This window comes from Mesorhizobium sp. M0563 (genome assembly GCF_040321065.1).
In the GTDB taxonomy this organism is placed as follows: Bacteria; Pseudomonadota; Alphaproteobacteria; order Rhizobiales; family Rhizobiaceae; genus Mesorhizobium.
In genome coordinates this window covers 158,340-175,553 of record NZ_JAMYQV010000004.1, presented here as the reverse complement: position 1 = coordinate 175,553, position 17,214 = coordinate 158,340, and the positions used below count along the sequence as shown (strand labels likewise).

The 17,214-nt window shown below is 61.8% G+C and carries 13 protein-coding genes; 6 read left to right on the top strand and 7 right to left on the bottom strand.

The features are described 5' to 3' along the window. Positions 1-65: 65 nt before the first annotated feature. Positions 66-1,337: an ABC transporter substrate-binding protein gene (locus NKI50_RS08090; RefSeq protein ID WP_352639427.1), complete on the bottom strand. Its 1,272-nt coding sequence runs from the start codon at positions 1,335-1,337 to the stop codon at positions 66-68. Between the two features lie 258 nt (positions 1,338-1,595). Here NKI50_RS08090 and NKI50_RS08085 point away from each other — a divergent pair, with 258 nt between their 5' ends. Further along, entirely contained in the window at positions 1,596-2,798 is a 1,203-nt protein-coding gene (locus NKI50_RS08085) for an ROK family transcriptional regulator (RefSeq protein WP_352639425.1), read from the top strand. Positions 2,799-2,824: 26 nt separating this feature from the next. Here the strand turns inward: NKI50_RS08085 and NKI50_RS08080 are convergent, their stop codons facing one another. The 6 genes from NKI50_RS08080 to NKI50_RS08055 all read right to left on the bottom strand — a co-directional run bounded on the left by NKI50_RS08080 (position 2,825) and on the right by NKI50_RS08055 (position 11,813). Continuing rightward, a complete protein-coding gene (locus tag NKI50_RS08080) occupies positions 2,825-4,195 on the bottom strand; it encodes an alpha-glucosidase/alpha-galactosidase (protein WP_352639423.1) in 1,371 nt (456 codons plus the stop codon). 20 nt (positions 4,196-4,215) lie between these two features. Then, the gene (locus tag NKI50_RS08075; protein ID WP_352639489.1) at positions 4,216-5,883 is read right to left on the bottom strand and encodes an ABC transporter ATP-binding protein; all 1,668 of its coding nucleotides are present in this window, start codon (positions 5,881-5,883) and stop codon (positions 4,216-4,218) included. A gap of 9 nt (positions 5,884-5,892) precedes the next feature. Next, positions 5,893-7,026: an ABC transporter permease gene (locus NKI50_RS08070; protein ID WP_031194485.1), complete on the bottom strand. Its 1,134-nt coding sequence runs from the start codon at positions 7,024-7,026 to the stop codon at positions 5,893-5,895. A 1-nt stretch (position 7,027) separates the two neighbouring features. Further along, entirely contained in the window at positions 7,028-8,035 is a 1,008-nt protein-coding gene (locus NKI50_RS08065; RefSeq protein ID WP_031194486.1) for an ABC transporter permease, read from the bottom strand. A gap of 104 nt (positions 8,036-8,139) precedes the next feature. After that, positions 8,140-10,224, bottom strand: a complete 2,085-nt coding sequence (locus tag NKI50_RS08060; RefSeq protein WP_352639421.1) for an ABC transporter substrate-binding protein — start codon at positions 10,222-10,224, stop codon at positions 8,140-8,142. A gap of 122 nt (positions 10,225-10,346) precedes the next feature. Next, positions 10,347-11,813, bottom strand: a complete 1,467-nt coding sequence (locus NKI50_RS08055) for an alpha-glucosidase/alpha-galactosidase (RefSeq protein WP_023720679.1) — start codon at positions 11,811-11,813, stop codon at positions 10,347-10,349. Between the two features lie 277 nt (positions 11,814-12,090). Between NKI50_RS08055 and NKI50_RS08050 the strand changes: the two genes are divergently transcribed. The 5 genes from NKI50_RS08050 to NKI50_RS08030 all read left to right on the top strand — a co-directional run bounded on the left by NKI50_RS08050 (position 12,091) and on the right by NKI50_RS08030 (position 17,182). Continuing rightward, complete coding sequence (locus NKI50_RS08050) at positions 12,091-12,888, top strand: helix-turn-helix domain-containing protein (protein WP_084642854.1); 798 nt, start codon at positions 12,091-12,093, stop codon at positions 12,886-12,888. A 498-nt stretch (positions 12,889-13,386) separates the two neighbouring features. Then, positions 13,387-13,824 carry a CBS domain-containing protein gene (locus NKI50_RS08045; protein ID WP_023720681.1) on the top strand — a complete coding sequence of 146 codons (438 nt, stop codon included), beginning with the start codon at positions 13,387-13,389 and terminating at the stop codon, positions 13,822-13,824. A 113-nt stretch (positions 13,825-13,937) separates the two neighbouring features. Continuing rightward, positions 13,938-14,864 carry an NADP-dependent oxidoreductase gene (locus tag NKI50_RS08040; RefSeq protein WP_245278648.1) on the top strand — a complete coding sequence of 309 codons (927 nt, stop codon included), beginning with the start codon at positions 13,938-13,940 and terminating at the stop codon, positions 14,862-14,864. A 318-nt stretch (positions 14,865-15,182) separates the two neighbouring features. Continuing rightward, a complete protein-coding gene (locus tag NKI50_RS08035) occupies positions 15,183-16,874 on the top strand; it encodes an FAD-dependent oxidoreductase (RefSeq protein ID WP_352548892.1) in 1,692 nt (563 codons plus the stop codon). Continuing rightward, the gene (locus NKI50_RS08030; RefSeq protein WP_036238601.1) at positions 16,871-17,182 is read left to right on the top strand and encodes a UBP-type zinc finger domain-containing protein; all 312 of its coding nucleotides are present in this window, start codon (positions 16,871-16,873) and stop codon (positions 17,180-17,182) included. Before NKI50_RS08035 ends, NKI50_RS08030 begins: the two co-directional genes overlap by 4 nt. Positions 17,183-17,214: the final 32 nt, after the last annotated feature.

The window sequence follows — 17,214 nt, the reverse complement described above, 5'->3', positions numbered from 1 at the left end:
GAGACCTCATTCACCGGAACGCATCGGGGAGCGGGCAAGACCCCGCTCCCCTCGGCTGGGAGGCGCTAGATCTTGAAGATCCGGCGACGGGTTCCCTCGAGTCGCTGAAGAATGGCATCCCGGCGCTCCGGCTTGGCCATGAATTCCTGGAAACCGACCAGACCCGCCTGGGCCATGTCGGGATCGGTGTCGCGGTCGTAATATTGCGACGTGCCGGCCACCGTCTTGAGGCTTTCCACAGCCGCGTTGACCAGCGGGTCCTTGCTGGCTGGAAGGTCGTTGCGCGGCGGAACGTTGCCGCCAGGTTCCAGATAGGGGCCGAAATTTTCCGGCTGGTAAAAGAAGGCGAGGAACTCGCGGGCACCCGCCTTGTTCTTGGCGTTGGCCGGGATGTGGACCGAATTGACCGAGAATTCTTCGTAACGGTCGAGGGCGGCGTCAATCTTCGGGAAAGGCGCGAATGTCAGCTGCTCGAGATCCTGCTCAGGGAAAGTAGCCTTCACGAAGGCACCGAGATTCATCATGCCGGCCTTCTTCTGGGCGAGGAAGGCGCCGGCCTCCTGCCAGCCGAACGAGGTTTGATCCGGCGTGAAGAAACCCTGCCTGATCAGCTCCTCCCAGTGGTCGAAAACAGGCTTCAGCGCCGGGTCGGTATAGGCCATCTTGCCGTTCATCAAGGCGAAGTGCTTGTCGAGACCATTGATGCGCAGGTTCATCTGATCGAACCATCCGGCCGCCGGCCAGAGTTCCTTGGTGCCGATGCTGACGGGGATTAGGCCGGCGGCCTTGGATTTCTGGCCGTAAGCGAGGAATTCGTCCCAGGTCGCCGGTACCGTAAGTCCGTGCTCGGCAAAGACGTCCTTGCGATAGAACATGCCCCACATCGTGCCGCCGGTCGGCAGTCCATACTGCTTGCCGTCGACCGTGACGGCACCGGTCGTAGCACCCAGCGCGTCCTTGTATTTTTCCTTCTCGAACAGATCCGAAATGTCGTCGAACAGGCCGCGGTTGACGAAGGCACGCATGCGGTTTCCGGAGAACCAGAAGCAGACATCCGGCGCGCCGGCCACAAGGTAGTTGCGGATCGCGGTCTTGTGGGCCTCGTGATCCATGTTGTTGATCACAACTTTGGTGCCTGACTGCTTCTCGAAATCGGCCGCGATGCGCCGCAAAATCTGCAGGGCATCGGCATTGTTTTCATCTGAAATGATGGTGACTTCGCTCGACTGGCTGAGTGCCGGCATTGGAAAGCCCGTGAGCACCGCGGCGGAAACGCCACCGGCTCCCTTAAGGAAATTGCGCCGCGTCGACGGCTTTTCGATCCACTTGAACGTCATTGTCACTCCTCCCTTGTTGTTAATTCTGCCCGGCATCGCGGCCGACGCGGTCGTCCCCCTCACCGGCGCTGTGCGAACCCGACAACGCATCTCCCGGGCAAGACAACATGCTTGCCCGCTCCTTCAGAGCGCGGTGGCTGCCGGTATGAACCGGATTATTTTCGTTAACCCCGGTTCGGGTGTTGAACAGTTGGGCAAACTTACGCATATGTTTGATCGAGAGGCAATAATTAATTTACAAAATTAAGGAATAAGTCCGTGAAGCTCAAGGGTGACCCGAGCACGACCCGGGCGATGAACCGGAGACTGATCCTCAATCTCTTGCGGCAGGAGGGTCCGCGCAGCCGGGCCGACATAGCGTCCGTTACCGGCCTCAGTCCGGCGGCCGTCACCTTCGTCGTGGCGGACCTCATCGAGGATGGCCTGCTGATCGAGGGCAAGACAGTCGTGGGCTCGGCCGGGCGCCGCCCTATCCCGGTGGATATCAACTACGCAAACGGCCTCGCCATAGGTTTCAAGCTGATGGTCGGGTCGGTCGAATGCGTGGTCACCGATCTTGCGACCAATCCGCTGGGTTCCATGCGCGTCAAGCTCTCGGACAGCGATCCCGACCGTATTACAAAGGCGTTGGCCAAGGCGGTGCCGGAGCTGATTGCGATTGTCGATCGGCCCGGCGCCAAGCTTGCCGGGATCGGCGTTTCAATGCCTGGCGTCATAGACAACCAGAAGGCCGTGTGTATCCGCAGCAATCGCTATAACTGGGACAACGTTCCCCTTGGCCCGATGCTGGCCGAACGGGTGGACGTCCCCGTGTGGCTTGAGGACGACACCAATGCCTACGCCATTGCCCAGCAACTCTTCGGCCTCGGACGCCAGCACCGCAATATGGCGGTGCTGGCGATCGGCGTCGGGATCGGCTGTGCGCTCGTCTTCGAAGGCAAACTCTATCGCGGTGCGAACGGTGCTGCCGGCAAATTCGGTCACACCTCCTATGAGGAGAACGGCCGCCTTTGCGAGTGCGGAAAACGCGGCTGCCTGATGGCCTATTACGCCGAGCCGGCGATCCTGCGCACATGGCGCGAAGCCACCGGGCACGACGAAGCGGATTGCAAAGCGACCCTTATGGAAGCCTTGGCAGACCGCGAACCGCGAGCCGTCGCCATTCTCGAAGAAGCCGGACGTGGCGTCGGCCGGCATCTCGCCAATCTTGTCAACATCACCGACCCGGAGGTCATTGTTGTCGGCGGTGAAGCGGTATCGTTTGGCGACGCGCTGTTTGGCCCGATGCGGGTGATGCTCGGGCAAAACACCTTTCGACAAGCACCGCCAATGCTGCTGGACTGGGAGGACAATTCCTGGGCAAGAGGGGCGGCTGCACTGGTGACGCAGAAGCTCTTCGATTTCGAGACATCGGCCGGCAACGCCGCGCCGCTTTCAAAGCGGGCTTTATGGTCGGCATAGGCGAGTGAAATAGACAGCCCTGCGCCTCAGGCCGCCCGAACGCTGCGCGCTCCGCGCGCCCAGGCCGGCAGCCAATCGCCATGCGCAACCAGCAAATCATCGACCAGCGACCATATCTGGTCGAGGTCGAGCTCAGCCGCCGTGTGCGGGTCCATCATCGCCGCGTGATAGATGTGCTCGCGGTTCTCGGTCATCAGCGCCTGGACCGTCAGCTCCTGGACGTTGATATTGGTGCGGATTAGCGCAGTAAGCTGCACCGGCAGGTCGCCGATGAAGGTGGGTTGAATGCCGGAGGCGTCGACGAGGCACGGCACCTCGGCCGCGCAATTATATGGCAATGACGTGATGCAGCCATTGTTGCGGACATTGCCGTAGATCACCGACGGCTCGCCGGTCCAGACCGAATTCATGATCGAGGACGCATATTCCTTCGACTGCTCCACTTCGATCTTGTCAGCCGAGCGATAGGCTTCCGCTTGCCCCTTCCAGCGTTCGATCTGCTCGATGCAGCGCTTCGGATACTCGTCGAGCGGGATACCGAATTTCTCGATCAGATCTTCGCGCCCGTCCTTGATGAAATAGGGCGTGTATTCCGCGAAATGTTCGGAGCTTTCAGTGACGAAGTAACCGAGGCGCTTCAGCATCTCGTAGCGCACCTTGTTCGGGCAGCGCGGGTTCCACCCCGGCTTCGGCGCCCGCCCTTCGCTATAGGCGCGCAGCAGATCCGGATAGAGGTTGCGATAGGAGCCGTCCGGCTGGCGATGCTCGAACTTCAGGTAGAAGGCCATGTGATTGATGCCGGCCGAGCGATAGCGAATCTCCTCGTAGGGAATGTCGAGATCATGCGCCAGCTCCATTGCCGTGCCTTGCACCGAATGGCAGAGGCCGACCTGCTTGATGTCGGGGTATTTCTCCGCGATCGCCCAGGTGTTGATCGCCATCGGGTTGACATATTGCAGCATGATAGCCTGCGGGCAGACCGCGAGCATGTCTTCGCAGATCTTCCACAGATGCGGCACGGTTCTCAAGCCTCGCATGATGCCGCCGACGCCGAGCGTATCGGCGATGGTCTGGCGCAGCCCGTATTTCTTCGGAACTTCGAAGTCGGTGACCGTGCAGGGCTCGTAGCCGCCGATCTGGAAGGCGACGACGACGAAATCGGCGCCCGCCAGCGCCTTGCGCTGGTCCGAATAGGTTTCGGCTTTGGCCTTTACGCCAAGCGTCGAGATCAACTTGCCAACGACGATTGCACTTTCTTCAAGTCTTTGCGGATTGATGTCCATCAGTGCGATCGTCGCGCCGGATAAAGCCGGACGCTGCAATATGTCACCAACGATGTTCCTCATGAACACCGTCGAGCCAGCTCCGATGAAAGCGACCTTGGGATTTCTTGCCACAATAACCTCCGGCATAACAATCAGGCTACCTCGAAAGCGGCTTTGACCAGCCGTTCGGTGTAAGCGGTTTTGGGATGGGACAGGACTTCGTCGACAGGCCCCTCTTCGACGATCCGGCCGTGCTGCATGACGATGACGCGATGGCACAGCGCCCGCACGACTTTGAGATCGTGCGAGATGAAGATGTAGCTCAGGCCCCGTTCGCGCTGCAGCTTGCGCAGCAGTTCGATGATCTGCGCCTGGACCGAGAGATCCAGCGCCGATGTCGGCTCGTCGAGTACGATGAATTCCGGTTCGAGCGCGACGGCGCGGGCAATCGCAATACGCTGGCGCTGGCCGCCGGAAAACTCGTGCGGGAAGCGCGACAGGATATCGCCCGGCATGCCGGCGCTGATCAGTGCCTCGCGCACCCGCTCGATCCGATCGTTCCTCGTGGCGCCGATGCGGTTGACGACAAGCCCTTCCTCGATGATCTGGCCGATCGTCATGCGCGGGTTGAGCGACGAGAACGGGTCCTGGAAGACGACCTGCATGCGCGACCGCAGCGGCCGCATCTGCGCCCGCGAACAGCCATGGATCGGCTGGCCATCGAAATAGATCTCGCCGCTGTCCGTGGTGTTGAGCCTGAGCAACGCCTCGCCGAACGTGGTCTTGCCCGATCCGGATTCGCCGACGAGGCCCAGCGTCTCGTGCCGCCGGAGGGTCAGGCTGAGGCTGTCGACGGCGACAAGTTCGCGCAGATCCGGCTTCATGAACGTGCCGTGCCGCAGCATGAAGGAGACGCGCACACCCTTGGCCTCAAGAATGACGTCGGCGCCTTCCGGCAACGGATTTGCCTGGCCGCGCGGCTCGGAGGCAAGCAGGTGGCATGTGTAGGGATGCTGCGGATTGGCGAACAGCTTCTCCGTCACATTGTGCTCGCGCATCTCCCCATGCTGCATGACGTAGACATAGTCGGAGAACTGCCGCACCACGGTCAGGTCGTGCGTGATCAGGATCACCGCCATGCGCAGTTTCTTCTGCAGGTTGCGGATGAGATTGAGGATTTGCGCCTGAACCGTCACGTCGAGCGCCGTCGTCGGCTCATCGGCGATCAGCACGTCCGGATCGTTGGCCAGCGCCATGGCGATCATCACACGCTGGCGCTGACCGCCGGAAAGCTGGTGCGGATACTGCTTCAGCCGCGCCTGGGGCTCAGGAATTTGCACCTGCTGCAGCAGCTCGAGCGCCCTTGCCTCGGCCTGCCTGCGGCTCATCTTGCGATGCACCCGTATCGCCTCGACGATCTGGCTGCCGATCGTGTAGATCGGGTTGAGCGAACTCATCGGTTCCTGGAAGATCATCGAGATGCGGTCGCCGCGCAGTTTGCGCCGGGCACGCTCGGAAAATTTCAGGATGTTCGCCCCATTGTATTCGACGGTCGATTTCGGCGACACGACCGCACGCTTCGACAACAGTCCCATGACGGTGCGCGCCGTCACCGACTTGCCCGATCCGGACTCGCCGACAATGGCGATCGTCTCGCCGCGATAGAGCTGGAAGGAGATGTCCTTGACCGCTTCCACCATGCCGTGCTCGACCTTGAAATCGACGGCGATGTTGCGGGCATCGATGACCGGGTTTTCCGAACGTCCATCATGGTCGAGCCGGACAGGCGGTGCGAAAGATTTGACGAGCGCGTGTTGCATCATGTCACGTCAATAAGGATCGACTGCATCGCGCAGTCCGTCGCCAAGCGCGTTGAACGCGAAGACGGTGACAAGCACGAAGCCGACCGGCGAGAGGATCCAGGGATAGGTGCCAATGACCGAATAGGTGGCGGTGTCTTGCAGCATCAGCCCCCAGGAGATCAGTGGCGGCTTCACCGCGAAGCCGAGAAAACCGAGGAAGGATTCGAGCAGGACGACACTGGGGATCGCCAATGTGACGGCAACGATCACGTGGCTCATCACGTTTGGGAAAATGTGCTGCATGATGATGCGGCCATCCGTGGCGCCGACCGCCATCGCCGCACGGACGTAGTCGATTCGCGCCAGCGCCAGGGTCTTGCCGCGCACCTCGCGCGACATCTGCGCCCAGCCAAGCGCCGACATGACGACGATCACGAAGGCCAGGAAGACATTTGTCGGCGCCGTCACCGGAACCAGCGACGTTAGCGCCAGATAAAGCGGCAATTGCGGAAATGCGAGCACCAGTTCGACGAAGCGCTGGACCCAGACATCGAATGTGCCGCCGAAATAACCCGACACCATGCCGACCGTCGTGCCGATCACGGTGACGATGAAAACCACGGTCAATGCGATCATCAACGAGATGCGCGAACCATAAATCGCACGAGCCAGCACATCGCGGCCGAATTTGTCGGTGCCAAGGAAGTGCACCGGCTGGCCGTCGGTCGAGCCGAAGAAGTGCCGGTTCGCGGGAAGCAGGCCGAGCAGTCTGTACTCCGCTCCCTTGACGAAGAAGCCGAGCAGCCGCGGATGGTCGTAGTCCGGCCCGACGACGGGTTGGAAGGTAACCGGGTCGAGGTCTTCCGAATCCGCCAGGGCATAGACGCGTGGCTGGAAGACGAAGTTGCCGTCCTTGTCATGGAAGCTCATCATCTGCGGCGGGGCGAAGCCGACATCGGTCACCTTGGGATCCATCGGTGCGAAGAAGTCGGCAAACACCGCCAGCAGCACCAGAAACGCGACCAGGATGAGCCCGGCCATGCCGGTCCAGGACCGTTTCAGGCGGCGCCAGACGAGTGCGATGTAGCTCTCATTGCCGCGCGGCTTGATCTTGGCCGGCTCCTCGGCAAGTGGCGGCAGCGAGGGCTCGAACACAAGCATCTCAGGACCCTGCATATTGGCGCACACGCGGATCGAGCATGACGAGCAGCATGTCGGCGATGATGTTGCCGACGATCAGCGTCGCCGACAGCACCATCATGAAGGTCGCCGTGACATAGACGTCGCCAACCGCCATCGAACCGACGATCGCCGGGCCGACGGTCGGCAGGGCAAAGATGATCGCAGTCTCGATCTCGCCGGTCAGCATATAGGGCAGCACCACGCCCTGATACATGACCAGCGGATGCAGCGCATTGGGCACCGCATGGCGCATCACGACCGCACCACCGCTGAGACCCTTGGCGCGAGCGGTTTCGACATATTGCGCGTTCAGCGTGTCGAGCAAATTGCCGCGCATCACCCGCATGTTGTAGGCGAGCCCGCCAAAGGTGGCGATGGCGACAACCGGCCAGACATGCCGGACGAGATCGACGAACTTCGCCCAGGACCACGGCGCCCCGCCAAATTGCGGCGAAAAGAAGCTGCCGATCTCGGACACATTGAACTGGAAGACCAGCAGGTAGACGATGATCAGCGCCATCAGGAAGCGCGGCACCGTCATGCCGAGGAAGGAAATCGCTGACAGCGTACTGTCGATCCAGCTGTACTGTCTGGTCGCCGCCCAGATGCCAAAGCCGATGCCCAGCACCGAAGCCAAGAGATGGCAGACAAGCGCAAGCAGCAGCGTGCGCGGCAGCCGCTCGCCCACCACGTCGGCGACGGGCTTGTTGTAATACAGGCTGTAGCCGAAGTCGCCGCGGGTGACGATGCCGGCGATCCAGTTCAGGTATTGGAGCGGAACCGGCTTATCGAGGCCATGCTCCACGCTATAAGCCTTCGCCTGCGCATCGGCCTCGGCAAAGGAGGCTCCACCCTGGTTGATGAGCTGCAAGCGGATGTAGTCGGCATAGTTGCCCGGCGGGGCCTGGATGATCGCGAAGGTAACCACGCTCAAAATGGCGAGAACCGGTAATGCGGATGCTATGCGCATAAGCAGAAATCGCAGCATCGGCCGTTTCTCTCCTCGCTCGGTTTCAGTTATCCCCTTGCCGCTGGCTTTGTCCCGGCCGCGCCAGCAGCGCGGCCGGGAATTTTCAAGTCAGGGGAGGAAACTCAGTTCGTCGGACCCTTGTCGCCGGGCTTTCCGGGAAGCTGTTCGGGGAACAGTTCATATTTCTGCTGCTTGTCGACAGCGACCCAGACCCTTTCACGAATGATCGAATCTTCGGCCCAGTTGAACATGAAGATCGGCGTTCCCTGCGGGATATTGGAGAAGCGGTTGTTGATGATCAGCGCGCCGGGATATTCGGTCAGCCCGACGGTATAGACGTGTTGCGTCGAGATCTTCTGGAACTGCTTCATCAGGCTGGCGCGCTCGTCGTTGTCCTGCGCCGAGACGAACTTGTTGACGATGTCGACGAGGTCCTTCTCGAACGGCATCAGATCGACCTGGCCGTTTTCCGGAGCGCGATGGTTCCAGCTTGTGCGTGGGCCGATCGGCGCCAGTTGCTCGGTGTTCTGTACGACCGAGGTGAGCTCCTCATCATTGCGCCTGACCATCCAATCGAAACGGCCAGAATACATGGACGCGTCGCGCTGGACGCCGTTCAACCCGTTCAGGACAACGCGAAGACCTAGCCTCTCCATCTGGCCGACGACGCCCTCCGCGAGGCTCTTGTCGGTGGTGTAGTCATTGTTGACGAGCATCACGATCTCGACATTCTTTCCGCCGGCGGTGCCGGCAGGAAAATTGACGAAGCCGTCGCCGTCGCTGTCCTTCAGGCCTGCCTTGGCGAGTTCCGCCTTGGCGCCTTCGAGATCGAAGGGGTAGTAGACCGTCGACTTCCGGTCGTAGAAGCTCGTACCCGAGGAGAAGCCGCCCGGATAGATGGCGGTGAACGGACCCTTGACCAGCGAGTCGCCGAGCGCCTTGCGGTCGAGCGCCATGGTAACGCCCTTGCGGAAATCCTCGTTGCGGTTCAGCTCGCGAACCGCCTGCCCACGCTCGTCGGGATTGCCCCAGCCGTTGGCGGAGAAGTTCATCCGCAGATTATAGCCGATCAGCCGCGGACCGAAGGCAAGCCGGGCCGGCGCGTCCTTTTGCGCCGCCCGCTTCAGCGAGGCGACGAAATTCTCCGGCTGCTCCAGATTGGAGATGTCGGCCGCCCCCGACACCGCCTGAACGTCGCGGTCGGCCCAGGTCGATAATTTGTAGTGCAGTTCATTGAGATACGGCAGTTGGTTGCCCTTCTCGTCGACCTTCCAATAGTACGGATTACGGCGCATGACGATGATGTCGTCGGGGCGGTATGCCACCGGCACCCAGGCACCCATCACGGGCATGTTCATATATTCCGGCGGGAACGCGTTCTTGAACTGCTCGTAAGTGTTCTTCGAGTATTTCGGATGCTGCGGCTTGAGGATGTGCGACGGTCCGGGGCAGAACTTGCCGTAAGCCATGGCGTAGAGGTGTTGCTTCGGAAAGGCGTCCTTGAAGGTCCACTCGACGGTGTAGTCGTCGATTTTCTTCAGCGTCGTGCCGACGCCGAAGGTCTCCTGCGTGGCGCCGTTCAGCGGCGAGACATTGGGGTCGATCACCTCGTCGTCCCAGTAGAACATCACATCGTCGGCGTTGAACTGAACGCCGTCCGACCATTTCGCGCCCTCGACCAGATGCATCGTCAGCGTGTGGCCGTCCTTCGACCAGTCCCAGCCCCTGGCGAGGTTCGGCAGCGGCTCGGTGTCCTTGGCTTCGACCTGGAAAAGCGGGGCCGTTCGCGTAAGGCATTCGGAGAGGCCGATGTCGATGCCGCCCCAGCCTTGCGTCTGCCCCGCGCCGTAGTTCCAGCCCTCCGGCCGGCCGCCGATGACATGGCGCATCGTGTCACCGTAGACGCCGACGCCGTCCGGCATGTTGCCGGTCTTGAAGACCAGCGGCTCCTTCGGGAGCCGGTCCTTGACCGGCGGCAGCTTGCCTGGCTTGACGTATTTGTCGGTGACCCAATCGGGTTCGTGGTATTCTGGAAGTGCCTTGAACTCCAGGATGGAGTCGCGCGCGACATATTTGATCTTTCCCTCGGCGGGAAATTGCGCGGGCACCGGCGGCACGGTCGGCTCGGATGCATATGCGCTCAGCGCCGAGGCCGAGACGCCAAGCGCCAGCCCTGCGAGAATGCCAATGTTTCGAAAATTCCTCATCGTCTCTCCTCCCTGTTGTTCAGGAGCGCGTTGACGCCGCTCCATTTCTCCTCGAACGCTATGCAGACGGTGCGGCGCCGAAAATCCCTCCGAAACTTTACCGCAATCCGTCCCGATGAAATTCAGACGGCCTGCTTGAGAGCCGTTTTTTCCGCACGCAATTCCTCGATCGAACGGACGTCGCGCCGTGCCGCACCGGCCCATTCTCGGGTCTTGACCCTGGATTTCGAAAGCCGTTCCTTCGCGGCCGGCACCGCATCGGCATATTGCGGCAGCCAGCGGGCCTGAGCGACGACCATCTCGTCCACCATTTGCCAAACCTCTTCCGGGGTCGAAACCGCGCCGACCAGTGGGTCGTGCAGGACCGCGAGCTTCAGCAGGTCGATATCGCCGGAGATTGCCGCATGAACCGACATGCGCTGGACGTTGATCGAGGAAATGCAAGTGGCGGCGCAGCCCTCCGGCAGCGTGATGCCGGCCACCATGTTGATACCGAAGCGATCGACGAAGCCGGGCGACTCGACGATCGCATCCTGCGGCAGGTTGGCGATGATGCCATTGTTCTTGACGTTGAAATGACCGCGATAAACGCGGTTCGTCTCCAGCGCCTCGAGAATATGGCTGGCATGCTCGTTGGAGCGCTTGGCAGGATCGATCGGCCTCGCGGCGGATTCCAGAAATTGCGGGAATTCGGTTTCGAACCAGTTGCGCGTTTCGGTCGAATAGCGAAGGTAGCCGCCGGTCTCGCCGTGGATCCAGTCGGACATGTCGATCCAGCGGGTGATTTCGTCCGGCCGCTTGCGGTACCAGGGCAGGTATTCGGAAAGATGGCCGTTGCTTTCGGTCGAATAAACGCCGAACCGCTTCAGGACGTCGATGCGCAGCTTTTCCTGTTGCGAATAGACCGGATGCGCCTCGAAGGCGGCAACCAGCTCGTCCTTACCGATCTTGCGGCCGTTGAGACGCAGGTCGATGAACCAGGTCTGGTGATTGATGCCGGAGCAGATGTAATCGAGTTCGGTGCGCGACTTGGCGCCGAGCACTTCGGCGATCTGGTCGGCGCCGTGCTGGACGCCGTGGCAGAGGCCGACGGTATCGACCTTGCCATATTCGATCGCCGCCCAGGTGTTCATGGCCATCGGGTTGGCATAGTTCAGGAATTTCGCCCCAGGCTCGGCGACTTCGAGGATATCCTTGCAGAAATCGAGGATCACCGGAATGTTGCGCTGGCCGTAGAGGATGCCGCCGGCGCAAATCGTGTCGCCGACGCATTGGTCGATGCCATACTTCAGCGGAATGCGGATGTCGTCGGCATAGGCTTCGAGACCGCCGACGCGAACGCAGCTGATGACGTAGCGGGCACCCTCGAGGGCAGCACGGCGGTCGGTCGTTGCTGTAACCCTGGTCGGCAGCCTGTTGAATTCGACGACCCTGTCGAGGATCGACTTGATCATCTGGAGATTGCGCTCGCTGAGATCGGTCAGCGCGAATTCGACATCCCTGAATTCAGGAACGCACAAAATGTCGGTGAAGAGCTTCTTGGTGAAGCCGACGCTTCCCGCACCGATGATAGCGATCTTGAAACTCATCAGTCTCACCTCGACCTGATCGAATGTTAGGGCAAAGGCGGCGAAAACAGGCCTGGCCCGCCTGCCATGGCGTGCAGGCTGGACTCCGGCGCTTCCTCCCGTCCGCTCTTTGACCGCGGTTTCTTTTGCTTTTCTCGAGGGATTATGCGCCTAATTCAGCACGCGACCAGAGAAGGATTATGCTTTTAGGGGTAATTTTGTGCTGCGGAACTTGATCGACGCCGGGCCGGCGGGCAGGACGGTATCGCTGCCGCGCGGCCGCCAGCGCCTGCACACCATGCCGACAAGCACGGGCTATGAAGTGCGCGAGAACGAGGTCTACGACTGGGATGGGCGCAGGCGCGGCCAGACGCCGTTTACCGTGCTCCAGCACACGATCAGCGGCATCGGCCGATTGCGCTACGAGAACCGGAACTACCGTCTGCAAAGGGGCGATACGTTGCTGGTTCTCGTGCCGCACAACCACCGTTACTGGCTGGCCAGGGGCGAACGCTGGGAATTCTTCTGGATATCGATGAACGGCGAGGAGGCACTGCGCATTCACAAGTCGATCCTTGCCGCCGTCGGTCCGGTGCTTCGGCTGAAGCCCTCGACGATCGATCATCTCGCGGATTGCAGCGTACGCCTGATCACAGGCGCGGTCTCGCCCGGAGCCGCCTCGGCTGTCGCCTATGAAGCCGCCATGGCGCTCTACGACGATGTCTTCGGCTCGCATGCCGTCACCGACGACAAGAGCGCCATGCAACCGGTCATCGATCACATCAAGGCTAATCTCGACAGGCCGCTCCGCGTTGCCGATCTCGCCGAGATCAGCGGCCTGAGCCGCGCGCATTTCTCGCGCTGCTTCGCCGAGAGTGAAGGTCTTCCGCCCGCCGAATTCGTGCTGCAGCAGCGACTGCAGCGCGCGGCGAAGTTGCTGACGAAGGCCGATTTCCTGCCGGTCAAGGAAGTCGCCATCATGTGCGGCTTCGAGGATGCCAATTATTTTTCGAAGGTCTTCCGCCGCCTCTACGGCATCAACCCGACGCAATTCCGCACCAACGGAATGTATGCCAGCCTGGGAACCGCCCGATAGATTCGCACCGCGCTTGGCGTCGGAATCGGGAACGCTTTTGCTTCCCCTTGGTTTAGGACAAGAGAGCCTGATCGCCGCTGCGACAACCCACTCTGAGCGGAGATCAGGCCACAGATGTCAGGGGAGTGATCGATGGACAATCCCGATCCGAACAACCCGAATCCACTGCCGGACAATCCCAATCCCGAGCCGGCCCGGCCGCCTGCCCCGCCGGAGACTCCGCCGGGAGAACCTCCAGGCGTACCCCCACCCTCGCCGGATCCAATTCCAATGCCGGACCAGGAGCCAATCGGGATTCCTCCTGGCACCCCTTCCGAAATTCCTTCGGAACCGACTTTTCCCGGGCCGACCGCCTGAAGGGCGGTCGGAGTGGAGGATGGCAAGGGTGATTTGGCGGAGCGCTCGAAACGGGTCTTGCCATGGAACGTTTTGCGCTGGCGCTCATTCACCCTTCCATCACGGAATTGGCGGCAGGGCCTGCAACCAACGGAGGTTAAAATGAAAGTTGGCAACTGCATGACAAAGGACGTCGAGATCGCCAGTCCGCAGCAAACCCTACGTGATGCGGCAGAAATGATGGGTCGCCTCGACGCCGGCGCGATGCCGGTGGGCGAGAACGACCGGCTCGTCGGCATGATAACCGATCGCGACATCGCAATCCGCGGCGTCGCCCAAGGCAAGACACCTGACGCCAAGGTACGGGAAGTGATGAGCACCGAGGTCAGGTATTGCTTCGACGACGAAGACGCGGAGGATGTTCTGCGCAACATGGCTGATCTGAAAGTGCGCCGGTTGCCGGTGCTTAATCGCGACAAGCGCCTGGTCGGCATCGTTTCGCTGGGCGACCTCGCCACCAACAGCGAGACGGCGACAGCCGGTGAAGCGCTAAGCGGCATCTCGCAACCCGGCGGCGAGCATTCGCAAACGATACACTGACGGCGCACCGTCGACCGGCCTTGCCACGACCGAACCGCCGGCCGGATAGACGCCAGCCTGCCGGTGAAACTGTTCAGAGGCGAACTGGACCGCAAACCGACGAGGAGCAAGCCATGATTACCATGAAGGCCGTCCGTATCCACGATTTTGGTGGACCGGAGGCTCTTTCGCTGGACGCGGTTCCGTTGCCTCAGCCGCATGACGACGAGGTCACGCTCAAGGTCTACGCGGCAAGCGTCAATCCCGTCGACTACAAGGTTCGCGAGGGCTCTTCGGGCGCGGATCTGCCCGTCACGCTCGGCCGTGACGTATCCGGCGTGGTGGAATTGTGCGGCACGCGGGCCCATACGCTGAAGAAGGGCGATCCGCTATATGCCATGCTCGGCAACGACCGCGGCGGCAACGCCGAATATGTCGTCGTCAAGGCAACGGAGGCGGCGGCGAAGCCGCAACGCTTAAACCACGCCGAAGCCGCCGCCGTGCCGCTTGCGGGCCTTACCGCGTGGCAAGGCCTTTTCGATCACGGCGGCCTCAAATCCGGGCAGCGGGTCCTCATCCATGGTGGCGCCGGCGGCGTCGGTCATCTGGCGGTGCAGTTTGCAAAGGTTGCGGGCGCCTTCGTCGCGACGACCGTTTCCGCGCAGGATTTCAATTTCGTCCGCGCGCTTGGCGCCGACCAGGCGGTCGACTACAAGAACCAGCGCTTCGAGGAGGTTGTCGAGGACGTCAACCTCGTCTTCGACCTAGTAGCAGGTGAAACACAGGACCGCTCGTGGGACGTGCTCAAACCCGGCGGCACGCTCGTCTCAACGCTTTCCGAACCGTCGGCGGAAAAGGCCCGCCAGCATCGGGCTCGCGGCGTCTCCTATCTGACCAAGCCGAACGCAGCACAGCTTGCCGAAATCAGCCGCCTCATCGACGCCGGGAAGGTCAGGCCGTTCGTGCAGGCAATCTATCCTCTCGAGGACGTCGCCAAAGCCGAGGAACGGCTCGAGAAGCAGCATACGCGCGGCAAGATCGTGCTTCAGGTAGCCGCCTAGCGGACGCAGGCCGTTTCTCCTGTTCAGAAGCCCGGCGGCCGAGAGTTTGACACAGGACGGCGCGCCGGGCCTGGCCGGCTTAGACAGGCGCCGGCCGAAGCAGCATGCGTCGGGTTTGCCGGAATACGCAAATCAAACAAATCAGGGAGATGCAACGGAATGTGAGGCACCTCGCGACGGCACCGGCGCACGGCCCGCTGTCAGTGAAATGCGAAGCGAAGGGGCGCAGCGTTTACCGACAGGCGGGTTAGGTTCCTACGGCCCGCAAGCCGCAAAAAACCGCTTCAATCTGTCGGACAGCGGCGATAGGCTCGAACCATGTCTCAATCTGCCAATCCGATCTCCATTGCCCGTCGCGATCAGATGTTTCCCGCGCTGGCTGAACCTGACCTGGACCGCATGGGCCGTTTCGGCGAAGCCGTGTCCTATGCTGCAGGCGAACAGATCGTCAAAGCCGGTGAGCTGGCGCCCGGTCTGATCGTGGTCCTGTCCGGCAAAGTGGATATAATCCAGGGCGGCAGCTTCGGCCGGCGCGAAACGATCGTCACGCACGGTGCGGGCAATTTCGTCGGCGAGCTGGCGCAGCTTTCAGCCCGGCCCTCACTGGTGGATGTGGAGGCGGTCGAGCCGGTCGAGGCGCTCGTCATCGCCTCGCAAAGGCTGCGGGACCTGATGGTACAGGAAGCAAACCTCGGCGAGCGCATCATGCGGGCGCTGATCCTGCGCCGTGTCGGCCTGCTCGAGAGCGGCACAGCCGGACCGATCATTGTCGGACCGGTCGACAGCGGTGACGTATTGCGGCTGCAAGGTTTCCTAGCCCGCAGCGGTCAGCCGCATCGGGTTCTCGATTCCGCTACCGATCCCTGCGCCAAGACGCTGATCGAACGCTTCCATGTCGATATCCACCATTTGCCGATCGTGCTCTGCCCGAACGGCAAGCTGCTGCTCAATCCCGGAGAGAACGAGCTCGCCCGCTGCATCGGCCTGGTGAGGCCGATCGACGCCGACAAGCTGTACGACGTGGCCATTGTCGGCGCCGGACCAGCCGGCCTCGCGGCGGCCGTCTATGCGGCTTCCGAAGGGCTGTCGACGATCGTGCTCGATTGCCGTGCCTTTGGTGGACAGGCGGGCGCCTCCTCGCGCATCGAGAACTATCTCGGCTTCCCGACCGGCATTTCGGGAATGGCGCTGATGGCGCGCGCTTACAATCAGGCGCAGAAATTCGGCGTCGAAATGGTGATACCGGACGAGGCGAAGCTGCTGGGCAGCGCAAGCGACGCGTCCGGTGCCCACTACACGCTCGCCGTCGGCGGCGGGGAGACCGTGCGGGCACGGTCGGTGGTGATCGCCAGCGGAGCGCGCTATCGCCGCCTTGATATGGCAAACCTGGCGCAATTCGAGGGAACCTCCGTGCACTATTGGGCTTCGCCGATCGAAGCCCGGCTTTGCGCCGGGCAAGAGGTGGCCCTGGTCGGCGCCGGCAATTCGGCTGGCCAGGCTGCTGTTTATCTGGCGGCGCATGTGAAGAAGGTATGGCTGCTGGCGCGCGGCAGCAGCCTGGATGCGAGCATGTCGCGCTATCTGGTGGAGCGCGTCAGGGCACAGCCGAACATCGAGGTGCTGGCTGAGACCCAGATCACGGCGCTGGAAGGCGACGACGGCAATCTTGGCAAAGTGCGCTGGCGCAACCGCGACACCGAGACAGCACGTCCGATCCGCCACCTCTTCCTGTTCATCGGCGCCGATCCGAACACCGACTGGCTGGCGCAATGCGGCGTGGCGTTGGACGCGAAGGGCTTCGTTCGCACCGGGCCTGACATTGGCCAGGAACGTGGTGCGCTGGAGACGAACCGCGGCGGGGTGTTCGCCATCGGCGACGTGCGCTCCGGCTCGATCAAGCGCGTCGCCGCTGCCGTCGGCGAAGGCGCCCAGGTGGTTGCAGCGCTGCATGCATATCTCGCGCGAAACGGCAGTCTCGCCGTGGCGCCACAACTGGTCAGGAGCGTATGATGGCAGACGAATGCAGGCACGCCGGGGACATTCGCGACGTGACACCGAGCGCGCTCGGCTGCGAGGAATGCCTGAAGAGCGGTTCGCAGTGGGTGCATCTGCGGCTCTGCCGCACATGCGGCCATGTCGGCTGCTGCGACGACTCGCCCAACCGACATGCCACCAAGCATTTTCGGGCAACCGGCCATCCTGTCATCGAAGGCTACGATCCGCCGGAAGGTTGGGGATGGTGCTACATCGACGAAATCTTCCTCGACCTCGGCGACCGCACCACGCCGCAAAACGGTCCGATACCGCGCTTCATTTGAGCTTTTTGCGAGCGGGCCGCTACAGCAATTCC

Excerpts from the sequence above, each read along its gene's own strand:
- NKI50_RS08075 (WP_352639489.1), bottom strand. The coding sequence starts at position 5,883 with ATGCAACACGCGCTCGTCAAATCTTTCGCACCGCCTGTCCGGCTCGAC.
- NKI50_RS08030 (WP_036238601.1), top strand. The coding sequence starts at position 16,871 with ATGATGGCAGACGAATGCAGGCACGCCGGGGACATTCGCGACGTGACA.
- NKI50_RS08055 (WP_023720679.1), bottom strand. The coding sequence starts at position 11,813 with ATGAGTTTCAAGATCGCTATCATCGGTGCGGGAAGCGTCGGCTTCACC.
- NKI50_RS08090 (WP_352639427.1), bottom strand. The coding sequence starts at position 1,337 with ATGACGTTCAAGTGGATCGAAAAGCCGTCGACGCGGCGCAATTTCCTT.
- NKI50_RS08050 (WP_084642854.1), top strand. The coding sequence starts at position 12,091 with ATGCCGACAAGCACGGGCTATGAAGTGCGCGAGAACGAGGTCTACGAC.
- NKI50_RS08065 (WP_031194486.1), bottom strand. The coding sequence starts at position 8,035 with ATGCTGCGATTTCTGCTTATGCGCATAGCATCCGCATTACCGGTTCTC.
- NKI50_RS08040 (WP_245278648.1), top strand. The coding sequence starts at position 13,938 with ATGATTACCATGAAGGCCGTCCGTATCCACGATTTTGGTGGACCGGAG.
- NKI50_RS08070 (WP_031194485.1), bottom strand. The coding sequence starts at position 7,026 with ATGCTTGTGTTCGAGCCCTCGCTGCCGCCACTTGCCGAGGAGCCGGCC.
- NKI50_RS08035 (WP_352548892.1), top strand. The coding sequence starts at position 15,183 with ATGTCTCAATCTGCCAATCCGATCTCCATTGCCCGTCGCGATCAGATG.
- NKI50_RS08045 (WP_023720681.1), top strand. The coding sequence starts at position 13,387 with ATGAAAGTTGGCAACTGCATGACAAAGGACGTCGAGATCGCCAGTCCG.
- NKI50_RS08060 (WP_352639421.1), bottom strand. The coding sequence starts at position 10,224 with ATGAGGAATTTTCGAAACATTGGCATTCTCGCAGGGCTGGCGCTTGGC.